18 protein-coding genes are annotated in these 14821 nt (G+C 57.1%); 9 read left to right on the top strand and 9 right to left on the bottom strand.

Annotated elements, in window-relative coordinates; translation table 11 throughout:
* Nucleotides 1-219: 219 nt before the first annotated feature.
* The gene (locus ACEN84_RS04405; RefSeq protein ID WP_112720088.1) at nucleotides 220-519 is read left to right on the top strand and encodes a hypothetical protein; all 300 of its coding nucleotides are present in this window, start codon (nucleotides 220-222) and stop codon (nucleotides 517-519) included.
* Here ACEN84_RS04405 and ACEN84_RS04410 read toward each other — a convergent pair.
* From ACEN84_RS04410 to ACEN84_RS04420, 3 genes are read right to left on the bottom strand one after another with little or no spacing between them, the layout of a single operon-like run.
* Nucleotides 497-1444: a plasmid partitioning protein RepB C-terminal domain-containing protein gene (locus tag ACEN84_RS04410; protein WP_413708732.1), complete on the bottom strand. Its 948-nt coding sequence runs from the start codon at nucleotides 1442-1444 to the stop codon at nucleotides 497-499. The genes ACEN84_RS04405 and ACEN84_RS04410 overlap by 23 nt on opposite strands.
* Entirely contained in the window at nucleotides 1441-2328 is an 888-nt protein-coding gene (locus ACEN84_RS04415) for a plasmid partitioning protein RepB C-terminal domain-containing protein (RefSeq protein WP_112720086.1), read from the bottom strand. Before ACEN84_RS04415 ends, ACEN84_RS04410 begins: the two co-directional genes overlap by 4 nt.
* Entirely contained in the window at nucleotides 2325-3899 is a 1575-nt protein-coding gene (locus ACEN84_RS04420) for a recombinase family protein (RefSeq protein ID WP_413708733.1), read from the bottom strand. Before ACEN84_RS04420 ends, ACEN84_RS04415 begins: the two co-directional genes overlap by 4 nt.
* 41 nt (nucleotides 3900-3940) lie before the next feature.
* On the opposite strand from ACEN84_RS04420, the gene ACEN84_RS04425 reads away from it, so the two are divergent.
* Entirely contained in the window at nucleotides 3941-4387 is a 447-nt protein-coding gene (locus ACEN84_RS04425) for a hypothetical protein (protein WP_413708734.1), read from the top strand.
* Here ACEN84_RS04425 and ACEN84_RS04430 read toward each other — a convergent pair.
* Nucleotides 4384-4731 (bottom strand): VanZ family protein, encoded by a 348-nt coding sequence (locus ACEN84_RS04430; RefSeq protein ID WP_413708735.1) that lies wholly within the window; start codon nucleotides 4729-4731, stop codon nucleotides 4384-4386. The two genes, ACEN84_RS04425 and ACEN84_RS04430, sit on opposite strands and share 4 nt — an antisense overlap.
* A gap of 58 nt (nucleotides 4732-4789) precedes the next feature.
* The gene (locus tag ACEN84_RS04435) at nucleotides 4790-4936 is read right to left on the bottom strand and encodes a hypothetical protein (RefSeq protein WP_413708736.1); all 147 of its coding nucleotides are present in this window, start codon (nucleotides 4934-4936) and stop codon (nucleotides 4790-4792) included.
* 349 nt (nucleotides 4937-5285) lie between these two features.
* Between ACEN84_RS04435 and ACEN84_RS04440 the strand changes: the two genes are divergently transcribed.
* Both ACEN84_RS04440 and ACEN84_RS04445 read left to right on the top strand, forming a co-directional pair.
* Nucleotides 5286-5612 (top strand): ArsR/SmtB family transcription factor, encoded by a 327-nt coding sequence (locus ACEN84_RS04440; RefSeq protein WP_413708737.1) that lies wholly within the window; start codon nucleotides 5286-5288, stop codon nucleotides 5610-5612.
* Nucleotides 5613-6059: 447 nt separating this feature from the next.
* A complete protein-coding gene (locus ACEN84_RS04445) occupies nucleotides 6060-6443 on the top strand; it encodes a hypothetical protein (protein ID WP_413708738.1) in 384 nt (127 codons plus the stop codon).
* Between the two features lie 677 nt (nucleotides 6444-7120).
* On the opposite strand, the gene ACEN84_RS04450 is transcribed toward ACEN84_RS04445, so the two are convergent.
* Nucleotides 7121-7576 carry a hypothetical protein gene (locus ACEN84_RS04450; RefSeq protein WP_413708739.1) on the bottom strand — a complete coding sequence of 152 codons (456 nt, stop codon included), beginning with the start codon at nucleotides 7574-7576 and terminating at the stop codon, nucleotides 7121-7123.
* Nucleotides 7577-7747: 171 nt separating this feature from the next.
* Nucleotides 7748-8059: a hypothetical protein gene (locus ACEN84_RS04455; protein WP_413708740.1), complete on the bottom strand. Its 312-nt coding sequence runs from the start codon at nucleotides 8057-8059 to the stop codon at nucleotides 7748-7750.
* A gap of 12 nt (nucleotides 8060-8071) precedes the next feature.
* Here ACEN84_RS04455 and ACEN84_RS04460 point away from each other — a divergent pair, with 12 nt between their 5' ends.
* The 5 genes from ACEN84_RS04460 to ACEN84_RS04480 all read left to right on the top strand — a co-directional run bounded on the left by ACEN84_RS04460 (nucleotide 8072) and on the right by ACEN84_RS04480 (nucleotide 12090).
* Entirely contained in the window at nucleotides 8072-8242 is a 171-nt protein-coding gene (locus tag ACEN84_RS04460) for a hypothetical protein (RefSeq protein WP_413708741.1), read from the top strand.
* A 1292-nt stretch (nucleotides 8243-9534) separates the two neighbouring features.
* Nucleotides 9535-9870 carry a hypothetical protein gene (locus tag ACEN84_RS04465; protein WP_413708742.1) on the top strand — a complete coding sequence of 112 codons (336 nt, stop codon included), beginning with the start codon at nucleotides 9535-9537 and terminating at the stop codon, nucleotides 9868-9870.
* A 129-nt stretch (nucleotides 9871-9999) separates the two neighbouring features.
* The gene (locus ACEN84_RS04470; protein WP_413708743.1) at nucleotides 10000-10155 is read left to right on the top strand and encodes a hypothetical protein; all 156 of its coding nucleotides are present in this window, start codon (nucleotides 10000-10002) and stop codon (nucleotides 10153-10155) included.
* Between the two features lie 8 nt (nucleotides 10156-10163).
* The gene (locus tag ACEN84_RS04475) at nucleotides 10164-10451 is read left to right on the top strand and encodes a hypothetical protein (protein WP_413708744.1); all 288 of its coding nucleotides are present in this window, start codon (nucleotides 10164-10166) and stop codon (nucleotides 10449-10451) included.
* A gap of 955 nt (nucleotides 10452-11406) precedes the next feature.
* Complete coding sequence (locus tag ACEN84_RS04480) at nucleotides 11407-12090, top strand: CDP-diacylglycerol diphosphatase (RefSeq protein ID WP_413708745.1); 684 nt, start codon at nucleotides 11407-11409, stop codon at nucleotides 12088-12090.
* Between the two features lie 467 nt (nucleotides 12091-12557).
* Here the strand turns inward: ACEN84_RS04480 and ACEN84_RS04485 are convergent, their stop codons facing one another.
* Together ACEN84_RS04485 and ACEN84_RS04490 are read right to left on the bottom strand one after the other, a co-directional pair.
* Nucleotides 12558-13430 (bottom strand): PfkB family carbohydrate kinase, encoded by an 873-nt coding sequence (locus tag ACEN84_RS04485; RefSeq protein ID WP_413708746.1) that lies wholly within the window; start codon nucleotides 13428-13430, stop codon nucleotides 12558-12560.
* A 130-nt stretch (nucleotides 13431-13560) separates the two neighbouring features.
* Nucleotides 13561-14646 (bottom strand): LacI family DNA-binding transcriptional regulator, encoded by a 1086-nt coding sequence (locus ACEN84_RS04490; protein WP_413708747.1) that lies wholly within the window; start codon nucleotides 14644-14646, stop codon nucleotides 13561-13563.
* Between the last annotated feature and the right edge of the window lie 175 nt (nucleotides 14647-14821).

Here is a 14821-nt window from a genome sequence, read left to right on the forward strand (position 1 = left end):
TTGCGCGTGGGGAAGACTAATTCGCCGTCTTCCTATAGGCGATTAAGAAAATCAGTAAAACTGTCAGAGTTCCACCCAATCGAGGCGGCTCAGGCGACCCGTACAAAAGTTACAAGTCTCGCCCAGAATAGGTTGAAGAAAATATGGCCTCACCTCTATCAAACCGCGGGCATAAAAGTATTATTACCTGAAGCGAGGCGGAACAGACGGAATACAGCCATGAATGCAACGGAAAAGACAGATATACTTATTCGCCAATTGATTGGCGCTTCAAATCGTGCTGCGCGGCTCTCGGATGTCGATAAACGAATACTTGTGGAACAGAGCTTGAGAACGGCCGAGGAGATCTGCGAGGAAGCAAGCGGCGACAGGCGAGCCGCTGTCATAGAGGCTGCGTTGATTTTGCGCGAGGCGGCGGAAGACCTAGGCATCCTTCGATGCTGCCCGAAGCAGGTTGCCGCCAATCTGCTGAATACCGCCGCTGCCGCCAGATCGCTCAGGATTTCGCGAACGGCATGACGCCGGCATTCTTTTCGTGAATTAACCCGTTTGCTCTCTCCGAGAAGCCCCTGTGCCTGAGCGGCAGCTCGTTCTGCGGCTCGACCAGGATCTGAAACTCCCGCAAGATCTCCGGGTAATGTCTGGCAAGATGGCCGACAACGGAACCGCCGGCCAAAAGCCGGCGCAAGTAGCCCTTGATCAGCACAAGTTCGAGGTGGTCGCGTCCGAAGTCGCTTTCGATGATCTCGAATTCCCGTTCGAGGTTTGCCGTTTCGTTTTCCATCATGGCGATCTGGTCAGTACGAAGCCTGCGCCTGCGCTTTGAAGAAAGCAGATGATCGGGCGTCGCCTCGACAAGCGACCGCGCATAAGAAACGGTAAAGCGGTTCATTGCGATCATCAGTTTGGTCACCTGAATCTGCCGGGCGGGCTTTAGTTTTTTCAGCGCACGGATCGTCTGGAAGGGGACCTGACGGTCGTTGAGAAGGCATGCGACCTCGGGGTCGATGCCGGACAGGAGTGATCGCTTGTTGCGGATATTTTTGACGTCGACGTCCAAGGCTTCCGCAATCCTGGCTTCGCTGACGCCAGCCTCTATCGCGTTCAGGATCATTCGATGTTCCTGTATCGCCGCAAGCCTCGATACTTGGCTATTGTAAGTGAAGGTTTCATCGTCCGTAGCGACCAGGCATAGGACCGCGGTTTGCCCAAGTGCTTTAAGGGCTTCAACGCGCAAGTGGCCGTCAAGCAGAAGAAACAGGCCCTGCCTGCGGTTGTCCCGAACGACGACGGGCGGCTCCACGAGGCCTGCCACCTTGATCGATTTGACGATCTTTTGATATTTGCGCGACCGAAGCACTGCGGCGGAAACAGCTTTCAGCGGCTTGATTGCCGCAAGCTCAATGATGATGCACCTGCCTTCAAACGCTCTTTTCAGGCTCATTGAACCGTCTCCCTTACCTTCAGCCGGCCGGCGAGCGCCTCGGGCATGGTCATAAGATCCTCCCGCAGCATTATCTCGCGCAATACCTCGTCTTGAAGCAGACGGCGCATCGACCCCGCGACAAGTGCTATCTGTCCCTTGATCTTTTCGGCTCTTGCAACGAGAGCACGCTTTCGATCAGCCTCCCTGGTGAAGGCCCTGATCAGTGTATGCGAGGAAAGAGGAATGGCATTTGCCGCGCGCCTCAAGGTTTTGCCCTTGCTGCGGCGCACTTCAATCAGCCGTTTAGCGATGGCAAGCGAGCGCCCGCGCAAGAGGTCGCGCTCATAGGCGCATTGAAGCGCTGCCTGCGCATCCTTGTCTTCGACCTCGGCAATTTCGAGCGCCACCGTGAAAGGGATCTGCCCGGCTTCCGCAGCCTTTAGCAGCCGCTCTTCGCCCTTCTCCTGCAGCCTTGCGACCGCATGAACGTAATCATGCGACAGGCCGATCTTGGAGGCAATCTCCCGATCACTGTAACCGCGTGCGCGCATCTCGCCGATGGCGCGCAGGAGATCGAGCGGATCAAGCTTTCTGCGAGCGCAGTTCTCGATGAGGCTTGAGATCATGCAATCCTGTTTGTCGGCGGCGATGATGCGTGCCGGCACAAGGGTTTCTCCCAGCATCTCCAACGCTTCCATGCGCCCCTGACCACACACCAAATCGTACAATACAAGCCCGTCGGGATCAGTTGGACGCGCTGCCACCGTGATTGGCCGCTTTAGCCCGACCCTGTCGATATTTTCAACGATCGACCTGAACTTGGACTGGTTGCGCTCGCGCGGGTTCAAGACCCGGACGGCCTCTATAGGAATGAGGCAGATCGTTTCCGAACTCTTTGTCACGCAACTGCCTCCGTGCTAACGCTCTTCGTCATCCGGACGAAATCGTCCAGTGTCTTTAAGCGGTAAGCCTCTATCGACCGCTCGTTGCGCGGCGTCAGGATCAGACGGGTGAATCCGTAGACCTCGAAAGGAAAGACAAAATAGTCGATGATCGATCGATTTGCGCTGTCGAGCCGCGCGCCGAGATAGAAGTCGGCTTTTGTTCTTGTCTGCGCGCTGACACGCCATTGCAGCTCGCGATGACGCGGGTTTTTGTGACAGCACAGTACGGAAGCGAGGACCGACCAGTTGTGATCGACACGAATGATCCGGCCATCGAATACGGTCTCGTGGCCAGCGTCGTTCAGCCGCGCTGCGAGGTCGCCGCGAAGCCGGATCTCGAGTGGGCGCGCCGCCTCCCGCTCCCTTACGAACCGGTAGTCGCGATCCGTCTGATAGCCGATCCTCAGATAGGCAGCGCGCAGAGATCCGAAGCGGTAGATATAGGCAGCGCTAGATGGTCCCGAACCATACGCATTGATGGTCCCAGCGGTAAGCTTGCCGGCTCTCCTCAGGACCGTTTCCAAATGGGCGAGCATGGCATCGTCGCTGCTTTCGAGGGTGCGTTCGGCTAGCCGCGCTTGCGCCTTCTCAAACAAAGCTCGCGTTACAATGGCGTCGAAGGCGCCATCGCAGCGCACCCAATCCGGCAGCGAGCGCGCACGCCGCGGTTGGCGAAGTGTCGAAGACGTACGTCCCCAAACGCTGTTGCCGATATATTTCTCGTTCGTCAGGATTCGTTCGATGACGGCCGCGCTCCACCGGGTGCCAGTATCGGTCGATATACCGTCCCCGTCCAGGATCGACGCGATCGCGCCGGTCGATATTTCTTTTTCTGCAAACAGTGTGAATATCCGGGTGACGACGGCTATCTCATTGTCCGGGCCCGGTACAAGCACAACGCGATCCGTGGCGATCGATTTCAGCTCCCCGCGCGCAAGGGTGGACTTGGGTCGGCCGTTGGCATCAACGAGCAATCTGCGCAGGCCGTAGCCGGGCCTGCCTCCCTGGTGGTAGCCCTGACGGACGAGCGCAGCTTGGCCCCGCCACACCTTCGCTGAGAGCTCGCGGCTGTATTCTCCTGCCATCGCCCGCTTGACCGTCTTCAGGATTGAAGAGCTGAGGCTTCCGTCATTGTCGAAGGGTTCGGCACAGTAGTGGACGCAAATCCCGGCCCGACGGCAGCGCATCTCCATCTCGGCCGCCTCGTCGGGATCCTGGAAGCGGCCCCAGCGGCTGATATCGCAGACGAGGACGGCGCAAAATCCGGCCCGGCCCGACGATGCGTCACACAGCAGCTGGCGCAAGGCGGGGCGTCCAGCCAGACGCAGACCGCTCTTGCCTTCATCACGATAGACTTTCACGATCGAGAAGCCGCAGCGTTGCGCGTAGCCGGCGATGACGTCCATCTGGTTATCTGTTGAGTTGACCTGAAGATCGGTGGACATTCTGAGATAGGCTGCAGCGGCAAGCCCCGCGTTGCTGGAGAGCTTTCCTGCGTGATCAGCTTGCTTGATCGGTGAGTGGTCCATAGCGGCCTCCACCGAACATCTTACGACGGGGAGGATGAACAATGATTCCTAATATGGGCACATCTGTTCAGTTGCGCCGGTACGGCAGCCGGCAGCGATGCGCATCCGATCTGGCCAAGGCATTGCAGGCCGAGTTCGAAAACCGTTCGAATGCCGCCAAGACGCTGATGCGCTGGACCGGCGTTAGCAATCGAGGCGCACGCTACTGGCTTTCGGGCGAGCGCTGCCCGAATGGCTGGCAGCTGATCTTGCTGGCTCGTCATTCAGACGCGGTCCTTCGAGCGATATTGCAGATGTGCGGCCGGCCGGCATTCGAACTCGCACTAGACCTCGACGCCTTAAGGCTTGCGCTGAATCAAGCCGTAAAGACGCTTGATGCTGTCGAAGCCGGTATGATGCAGGAGAGGGCCGAGAAAAGCCGGTCAACGTTCCGGGTTGGCAGCACGTCGGCTAAAAGGCGAGGGCACCGATCCGCAAGGCAATCTTAGAGGGCCCATCGGCGGCGCAACGCGTTAGCGGCCAATCCTATTGCAAGGCCGGCCGCCGCGCCGCTTGCCTTGACCAGGGCGTCTTCGACATGGGCATGCCGGGTCGGAGATAAGAACTGCAGCAGTTCGATGAAACCGCTCGATGCGATCATCAGGATGCCCGACAGGAGCGCGTGACGCGAATAGGCGCCGACGAAAAGTGCCGTGGCAACGAGGAACGCCAGGGCGCGATCGATATCGACTGACAACGCATCGGCTGGGCGCAACCCGATCGGCGCGAGTGTCGCAAATAAGATGAGACCGAAGGTGGCCCATGCTCCAAGGCGCAGAAGGTGGCCGATCAATTCATTTTCCTGGTTTTACCCCTCGAGGAGATAATGCGTGAGATGGCGGCGACCGACCTCAAGCATCCACACGCCCGACCTTCAGTCTGGGCAGTTCGATTTCGTCGCGCTCGGGACGGCGCGGAACCGGAACGCGATCCCGATCGATCATTCGCCATTCCCGTTCAAGCCGCTGGACAACATTTTCCGGTATGATATCGGCCATGAGATGCTCCCTTGTTATCGGCGCAGATAATAACGTTGCAGTAGTAAATTCAACCACTCATATCGGTTATAGTAACTACCCATGGTTAACATCATGGATCGAACAGGTTTGTGTTTCTCTGTGCTCGGGATGCATCCGGCTCACGAGGTGTTGTCGCCAAGCTCCGCGGGTGAGGAGGAGGCTGGGCTTTTCCGACCGACGATGGCGATCCGCCATGGTGTGGAGACGAGACGGACCGCCAACATAGCAGATGGCATGCCCCGCTACTGCGTTGCAATAAACGCTGGACATACTGTTATCAAGCGATCAGAAATATGAGAGATATCAGAGAGAAGCGGATTGTGCTCCCATGCGCGGTAAGAAGACACCACTGCCTGACAATGCGCTGGAGGCGGTGGTTTTCGATCTCGAACGCGCCACCAAAGTATTGACTGCGCTTGCCCATCCCAGCCGCTATCAGATGATATGTCTGCTGCGCGAGAAGGAGTGGCCTTCGCTCAGTCTGACGTCGGCCGTCGGGCTCACGCCAGGTGCCGGCTCTCAGCATCTCGTTATTTTGAAAGCGGCCGGATTGGTTGAAACGCGCCGAGCCGCGCAGACGATATACTACTCATTAAAGGCAAATGAGATTTCACCCATCCTCGATATTCTTGCCTCTTCATCTGACAGCCGTTGACGAGTGAGAGGGCGCGGGAGTCTGTCAGGTTGCGGCACCGACCTGCTCAGGTTCAGGCATGCCTGATACTGAGGCGTCCGTCGAGACAGGCGTGGCGCTGACGAAAAGCGATGAATGCGCGTTAATAATCCGGCCGCTCCCTAGCTTCAGTAGGGGGCCGTCTATAGCCGTGACGGGCTCCATAAGCGAAGTTTCGCCCCACCCTTCAGATGTACCCTCGATCAGGACGAACCGGTAAGACCTGCCGATATCAAACATTGTGCTTCCCCCCAGAAATAACGTACCCAGCCTAGCATGCGTTGATGCGAAGTACAGGGAGAAAGCCTAGATATCGCGCGGGCTTGCACCTATGTTTGAGAGGTTCGCGTCAATCGATCATTCCCTTACGGCAAAACAAACATCCCCAAGCCGAGGCGCATCAAAGCGCCGATAAACAATGGAGCTCTGTTGCGATACTTCGTCGTTACACATCGATCGATCGTCGAAGCCGAGGATGAGACGAGCGCTGCTCGATTGGCTACCGGCAAGATCGCCGGCGCCTCAGACCTTGCCTTCGAGGTCGAGAGTGAGGGAGTGGCGGCACGACGCGTTACCGTTCCTGGCATCAGGCAAATGCCGCAGGACGCTGTGCAGGCACCGGTCACGCCGCTGGACGATGGCGAAACGGCTTCGCCGCGCGGACCTGAAGGACAAGCCGGAAATATTTCGGGTGCCGATAATGCAGGACAAGGCACTCGGACAGCTCAGACTTGGGTTTCCAGGGGTGCCGGCTTGACCCTTGCTATCAGCCTCGTTTGCTTGATCCTGTCGGTTTTCGCCCGCTACGGCTAGAGCTCTCTGGCGGCCCGCTTTGTGCAGCCGTCAGATCCCCTTCATAAGCTGCAGGCTACGAGCAGCTGTCGCATTTGAAGGAGAATCCTGTCTGTTTCCAGAACGGCAGCTTGCCGGCAACCGGTTTGCGGCCGCAACCCGTGCAGCAGGCATTTGGCCGATTTTCGGCAAGGTCAGTCTCACGGATCAGTTTCAATATACGTCCTTTCAGATCAGATGGATGACCGCGAGCGCGATTGCGCCCCAGAGGCTTGCGACAAAGCAACCGATCCCAATAAGCGTGATCTTTAAATCCATGGCGGCCCCCAGCGACAGACAAATCTCCCGCCCGGCGCGTGTGCGGTACAGTGGATGGCCGGACGGGAAGAAATGGCGGCAACCCCAGGAGCCGCACCGGCATGAAAACAGGCCGCAACTGCCGATGCAACCGGATCTGTCAGGTAAGCTTATCAGGTAAGGTTAAGGCTGCGCCAATTAATCATCTTGCAGGTCTGATGAACGGGGATGTTTTCAGCGGAAGCCGGCATAGGAGATCCATGACGGCATGGTGTCGGAGCCGGCCGACCGAGCGCACCCGGCCGTTGCGATAGATCGCCCACAGGACGTGGGTCTCGGGATCATATTGCAGACTGGCAATTTTTCGGGTGTGGATCGGAAAGCTGATCATCGACTTGTAATCATTGGTCTGGCTGGGACCGAGTAGACTGCGCCGGCGCGACAGTCAACGTTTCCACCAGCTTCGCTCCCTTGCCCTCAACATGGCCGTCTGACTGTGCTGCAGCAGGATGAACACGCGAGTGCTGATGCCGCGCCGCTACCCACTCGCTTTCGAGCAGGTCCAATACCGGTTGCGGGATGAGGTCTGCCAATGCGAACCTTTCGTCAGGCGGAAAAGGCTCGCTCTTGGGAGATGCGAGCCTTCCTGTTGCAGCTTTGGTGCGCGTCTTGGGCTGAGAGCGCGGCCAATCCTCAGGCCAAGCGCGTGCCACGGCAATGCCGCCAATAGTGGTAGGCTTCAGATTTGGGAGGAACTGTTCCTCTGCCTGTCGCGACGCGCCAAGATCATCCTGGGCAGCGGCTTTCAATGCCCGCGCGGGACTTTCCTCGTCAAAGGAGGGCGCGGTATTGGCCATCACGACAAGCGCGATGCGGAAAGCCTGGCCTAGAGGGGTGATGCAGACTTTCCGCGCCCGAGGGCTCGTATCCTAATATATTCTAATATTGATATTTGATAGTGCCTGTTTGTCGCAGGCTGCTGTAGCGCCACGTTGGGTTCCTGCCGCCTGCGACTGCCTGGCCGAGTTTCAGGCGGCTTCGGACAGGCGGGCCTGCGCTATTTTCGCCTGGCGTTTAAACAACTGGCGGGGATAGCTGCGGTGAACGCCATATTTTGTCGCAAGAAAATCGATCCGCGCGCCGGCCAAGTACTCGGCGATCAGCGCAAGGCGTTGTTTTCGTGTCAGTTTGATGCGTGCCATGGCGGCACGAATAGCGGTGAGTGAGATGAATGTTAAGCTTCGCGGCGTCGTCCATTTCTGGGAGGATTTTGGCTTTACCTCGATTATATCCGCAGAGCGCGTCCTGCGTTGAGACACGTTTAACTGTATATTGACCATGGGCGTGGTTGCATGGCGATACGAATCGCCCGCCAAGGTAGCCTGCATGGCATGACAAGACGGTTGAGATATCTGTTGTTGGCGATCTGCCTGTCGCTCCTCATGTGGGGCGGCATCATTTCCGGCGCGGTCTGGATGTTGAGCGACGGAACCGACTACGGATTCACTGCCGGCACAAAGTGATATGACCGTTGTCCACTGCACTTGCGGTGCCCGTGGGAGCGAGGTCGTCCTCCTGACGGAAGCAATACCCGGTTCATTTCATCAGGAAGCCACCCAATCAGCCGACGGCAAGTGCCTGGACAGCATTGACACCGTCAAATTGGTCTAAGATCGCCCCGATTTCGAACTCGAGCGCCGCCAACTGGAGGCTTGTCGTGGTGGATAACATGCAAGGGTGCAGCACTTCCCGTGAAGATGTTCGCCACCCCGCAAGCCCAACATGCGATTCGTCAAACGACGGGAGCCGGAGAGTTGGATTACTCCCCGGCTCCGTGAGGCGAATTTGGCTTCGGTTAGCGGCAAACCTTGGTCGTCCGCGAAACTCGCTCGCCGTCTCGATAGGTTACAACTCGTTTCGTGAAGCAACCCGCCGGGTGTCGACGATAATCTTCCCGTACCAGTCGTGCTCTCCGATTATTATCCCAGCCACGGTGGTGGCCACGTTCCCAGCCGCGATGCAGTCGCGGACCGTCATCAGTACGAATGACGACGGTGTCAGCATAAGAAGCTGCCGGGACCGCAATAATGGACGAAAAAGCGACAGCGACAGCAAGAATTATTTTTTTCATGGGGCCTTACCTCAAGTGTTCAGACCGCAATGAAATGATTTTCAGGTTTTTAGGTTCCACAAGAAATCTCATATAGGACTTCAGTCTGAGGAGACGTTAGACCATTGGCGCACCTTCGATTGAGCGAATGGCGCTCCTGTTTCCTTTTGCTGATATTTGCAATGTTTCGAAACAGTCGCGGCGACAGATGGGCCCAATTCCCGCGTGATTAGCGTCAACGGAACTGCGATACGGGCTTTTTGTAGCAGGCGTATGCAAAGCCGCCTGACAAGGCCATGCCCATAAGTTGCATCCCACCGTGCCATTATCATCCGTGCGCTTCCTGCCTTTCGCTGCAGCCAGCTTTGCACAGACTTCGAGATGATCAACAAATGGACGCTTCATTTAATCCTCTAATGCGCCTCCTTTACACATGAGGAATGTCTAATATAGCGGGAGTGAAGCCTCTGGCGTGATGCGTCCGTGACGATTATCTGTTGGGCTAGCCCGCCGCAGCCCTTCGTCCCCTCAGAACTCGAAGGCGGCGTACATTTCGCCAGCCTCGACGAGTTATGGGCCGATTGATCAAGAGATAGAGATGCTGGAAATGCTCGCAGGAAAACGCAGGCTTGAACCAAACTCCTGCTCGCGGCTCTGCTTTCGGCCGTCTAGATCCACGCCGACTATGGGCTTACGCAGCGTGGCTTGGCCGCATTGGAGGATGACGAGCGACCCAACGCCGTAACGAAGGGCGCCTCGCCGCCATCATCTTGCGTATCAGATGTGATCCGCGAGAAGTGGGGTTTTGACACGGTAAACAATCAAGAATATTTCACGAGCATGACGCATCGTGGCAGACCAAAAATGGATCTGGAACAGCTTATGGTTCGGCTTTTCGCCGGTCAGAAGGAGCGCATCGACGCCGCCGTCGGAACGAACAGGCGCTCGGAATTCATCAGAAAGACCATCGAGTCAGAATTGCAGCGGCTCGCAGCTCGCCGGCAGGATACGAAACCTCGTCAGCGTACAGCCATCAAATAACGTAACAGAAAATGACCCACAGCTTCACCAGTTTGCCGATGGAGCAGCTCGCCGAGTAGTGTCAGATCCGTCTCTGCGATTAGGTCGCACAAAATTCGAAACATCAGGTGAAAGTTCGATGGAGAGAACATGAGTAATGACACCAAAGTTACCCTGCTCCGGCATAAGATAAAGCTTTCGCAGCTCTGGATAGAGCAAATTGATCTCGGCGTTCTGTCCGGCGATCGCGACCTTCGCAGCCTACACAAACATCATTTCGTCCATCTCAAGAAACCTCGGCTCTAGGAGGTTCCATGACCGACGTCGTTAAGGTCCCATCCATTTATGACCGCGATCACAACGATTGCTGCGTTGTAAAGCACCCGTATCCGGATCTGCACGCTGAATGGCTTGCCGTTTACAATGAGAGAACCGGCGAGTTCAAGTTGGACGACAAGGGCAAGGTCCGGCGGTATTCGCAACAATTATTGTCCTCCGCTGGCTTTGACGCTGCGGATGATAGCGCCTGGTTCCGCGAGATGCCGCACCTGGCTCATATTAAAAAATACGGGCCTTTGTCAGCAAATGGGGATGAGCCATGATCGGCACCATCATTTCTTCTCGAAAGCTGCAGCCACGCTGCATAAGGCTGATTCAGCGGCGCTGAAGTCGAGAAGCCAGATTGATTCCTTGTAGACCTATCAGCCGACATGATTGAGGAACGCCGCCGATGCGTTGGACAACCCATCCTTGCGGCAGCGCCCCGTCCCAGATGATGATAGGGGGCTCTTTTCAGCCGCGGCTCTAGACCGGCTTCCACCGCCCAATCATCGCACCAAAAGACCCACTGGCGTGTGCCAGCGGGTCTCAAGCTGATGGGTATCAGGGGAGGCGGTTGGTCTGAAAGCCGCCATCCAGATTCAATTACGATGCCGAGATATCGTCCAGCCTGGGCGCGGCTCGATCATCCGAGTGGTTACCAATTTCTACCGACGCCACCGCCTGATCGTCCCCTTTTGGCCGTATGTGAATAATAGGCAACGTTGCGATCAAGGGCGGGTTATGAGCCTCGGTTGGGAAGTGCCGTCTTGCCGACGACGTCACCTACGGTGAAACTCAGCGTTGCTGACCTCACGGTCTGAAGATCTTCGTTGGATGGCAAACGCGCTGACGCAGCGTGTCACGGATTGGCGCTATGAACGCTGCCTTGTCCTTCCATGCCTCGCAGCTATAAAAGATGGTCGTACGACGCGCCTATCGCTCGAAAGCTCCCCTCCTGCGGCTCAATAGGAACGTGCGCTCGCGTTCCCAATCTCCTATGTGAAAAGACCAAGTTATAATTTGTCAGGCTGTCAATTGCAGGAGGCGCCTACTAAACCCGGTATCCGGATCGACGTCACGAAGTTGAGATTGGACATTGGCCGTTCTAACGATAAGAGCTTCAGGCGGCCAACTCGTTAGATCATTGGTGGTCTTTTCACTAACTTACGCGGCAACCTCATGACGTTCCGACTTTTGCCTCTCACAATTGCACTGACGCTTGTCGCGGGCGGGAGTATGTCGTTCTCGAGCCGGGCGGCACTCGGGATCGTGCTCAAGAGTTGCGAGGTCAGCTACAAGCTGTCGGGGGGAGCGTTTCCCTGTCTCAAGATAGTGGAGGGGAAGGTGCCGCTGTCCTCATACGCCGTCCTGCGTGAGCCGACGGCTGGCGAGCGCACAATCTTCACACCGCTTTCGGCGGTAAGCGGTATTGAGGATCCGCGGCTTTTGGATCCCGCCGCTCCCAATTACTTCGCTATGGCGTGGCAAGAGAGATCTCTTGGCGTACCCGCAACGCGGCAGGCTTGGGACGACGCGGCACTCGCAATCAATGCTGCAATCTTCCGTACACAAGACCATCTGCACATTCATATCGGATGTGTGAAGCCACGCGTAAAAAACGCTCTCGCCAGGTCGACCATCAGCGCCGTGCGGTTCGAGCGCATGAAGCTGAAGCTGGAAGGACAGCTCTACTGGGCAATTTTCGTTCCCGGCGACGGACTAGCTACGGTCAATCCGTTTCAAGTCGTCGCAAGCGAAATCCCGGGGGCGGCGCGCAACATGAAGGGTGTGACAATCGGAGTTGTCGGCGGTGAACTAGCCGATGGCACAAGGGGCGTCTACATTCTGGCCAATGTCATGACATCGTTGCCTCGTCGTCCTGCGGCCGCGGAAGATCTCGTCGACCCAAAGTGCAGTTAAGTAGGCGACTCGCACTGCTGATAAACGGCGCCGAGCGAGCAGGGCAGTTACAGGCTCTCGCTGCACTGCGTTCAATCGGCGGCGCATAGGTGAGGGATGAATTGCCAATCCAGCTAACGGAATGCCTCGATTGCTCGGATACCGAAACCTGCAGCGCGCAATGGTTCGGGTCTGCCGACGTGCCTACTACAAGGCCACTTTGCCTTATATGGAAGGCTGCACCGCAGATGGCCGAACTCACGGGCACCCTTGGCGCAACCTGGCGTGTGAAAGGACTTGGTAGGCACTTCCGTTCGTTCGCTTGCTTTGAAGGGCTCAAGGCGGAACCTGGCGCTCTTTCCGTTGGCCGGCAACGTGGTGACCGATCACTTTCGATCTCGGAGGGCAGGTTGCCGCGGTCGAACGAGCCCGACCCTGTCTTTCTAAGATGATTCGCGGGGGATATCGCCGAAGGCGCCGCGCGCCGCTCAGTTGACAGGTCCAGCGACAGGCACCGTCGTCTTGTAAACCTCGTCGATCGTCAGCATCGTGGCGAGATCAACATTCATTGGTGCTCCATATCCGAAGGCCCCTTGAAGGAGACAGGTATCTGCCGCTGCCGCAGCGGCGGCGGCCAATAGATTCTGTGGACCGTTGCCGCTTAGTAGGCCGACGAGAACGTTCGCTATGAAAGTGTCGCCGGCACCAAGAGTATCGAGGGGTTCAACAGGCTGTATCGGCGCACGAAAGAATTTCCCGTCGCCGTACAAGACGGCGCCCTTGTCTCCACGGGTAACAAGACACCATGCCGCGCCGCTGGCGCCCCCAAGCTCGGCAAGCGAGAGCGCGCCGTCTTCCGAGAGGTTGCCACCGGAGAAAGCAAGGAGAAAGCAGTGTGGTGCAATGAACGCGATACGGTCTCGATCATGAACTGTCGCGAGGTCGTAGGACACTTTCGTCAGCCGTGAGAACTTTGCCAGCCACGCGTCGATATGACTGGAGCGGCCAGTGTGAACTGCATCGACCTTCGCAATAAAGGAAAGATCCTCTTCCTCGGGGCGGATAATTGAGACGCCAAGATTCGCGCCGACGAAGACACGATCGCCGTCTTGCCGGTCGATAACGCAATAGGCAGTCTGACCGGCCTCCGTGCGCAGCAACCTTGTATCCACGCCCTCAGCGACAAGGGCATCCCTGATGAGCCGCCCGGCACTGTCGTCGCAGACGGCGCCCGCATATGCGGTGATAGCCCCGGCACGTCGGGCAAAGACGGCGTGATTAACGCAGTTTCCGCCGGGAAACATCAATGCTTGGTCCTGATAGCAATCGACAACGTTGTCGCCAAAACTGAGAATTTTCACGGGGGGCAATGCGAAAACATCCTGAGAGATTAATGAGAACGTTCTCATTTAAAATCGTTGGCCTGAAATAGCAACTCCGAATATCGTGCGCCGGCATGAGAGCGAGCGGCAGAAGGCGGCCGAACGCTCGCTAAGCTGCTGCTACCGAGCCCCGCTCGACCAACTCGGCGGGCATCAGAACGGTGCGTGGTGGATAAGTCTCGCCGCGAATGCGCTCTAGGAGCATGCGTGCAGCAGCTTCGCCCATGGCCAGCCGGGGCTGGGAGATGGTTGTGATTCCCGGCCGCAAAAAGCTCATCCAGTCAACATCATCGAAACAGACGAGAGACAGATCTGATGGGATTGAAAACTGCAAATGCGTGATGGCCCGCATGGCTCCCTCCGACATGGTCCCGTCGGTCGTGAACAAGGCCGTCGGCCGCTTTTCGCTCGCAAGAAGCGAGGCCGTCACGGTTTCTGCCGCTTGTGCTGAATAGCTACCGGCACGACGCGTAAGCTGCGGGTCGATCGGTATGCCGGCGATGCGGTGAGCGCGGATATAGCCCACGAGGCGCTGCCAGCTTGGATAAAGCGTTTCCGTTTCTATGGGTTCGCCCGCGGCCACACGGGCAAGGAATGTGTCGACACCCCCCCGTTCTTCATCGACGAGCTCTGCAACGATGCCGATCCGTTTGTGGCCAGCGGCAATAAGATGATGGACGGCCTGTTCCGCCGCAGCAATGTTGTCAGTCGCAACCCTGTCAACCATGAGGCCCGCAACAGCGCGGTCGATCAGAACGAGCGGGACGCCCATGTTACGCAGATTGTGAAGATGCTTTGCCCTGCGTGTATCGCTCGGGGTGACGATAAGGCCATCGACCTGTTTCTGCGCCAGAAGTTCGACCGAATGCACTTCCCTCGATTGAAGTTCATCACTGTTGGTGATCAGAAGACCAAAGCCGTTGGCCTCGGCCACATTGGAGATGCCGCGCAATACTGATGCGTAAAAGGGATTCTGGATATCGCCTGCCACAACCCCTAATGTTCGGGTCTTACCTGTGATCAAGCTTCGCGCCAGAGCGTTGGGCCGATAACCGAGCGCCTGAGCAGCTTTTAGAACGTTTTCTTTCTTGTCGTCGCTTGTGTAGCCATAGCCGCCAAGGACGCGGCCAGCCGTGGCGGTAGAGACGCCTGCTGCCCGTGCAACATCCGCGATTGTCGCTTTGGTCTTAGACATCAAAATGAGCCTTTCTCATAAAGCGGGAGGGAAACAAGAGAAAATATTCATTATCGCGACCGTCACGGCGCGGCTTTATGGACGTGTGTAAGTCGACTTTTGTGCATTCGCAATGAAGATTGCATGTGACTTGATGCTTTTCTCCGCTTGACCTTAAGAGCGGCTCCATGTCAGA

It is taken from the genome of Rhizobium sp. Rhizsp82 (assembly GCF_047325115.1).
GTDB lineage: Bacteria > Pseudomonadota > Alphaproteobacteria > Rhizobiales > Rhizobiaceae > Rhizobium.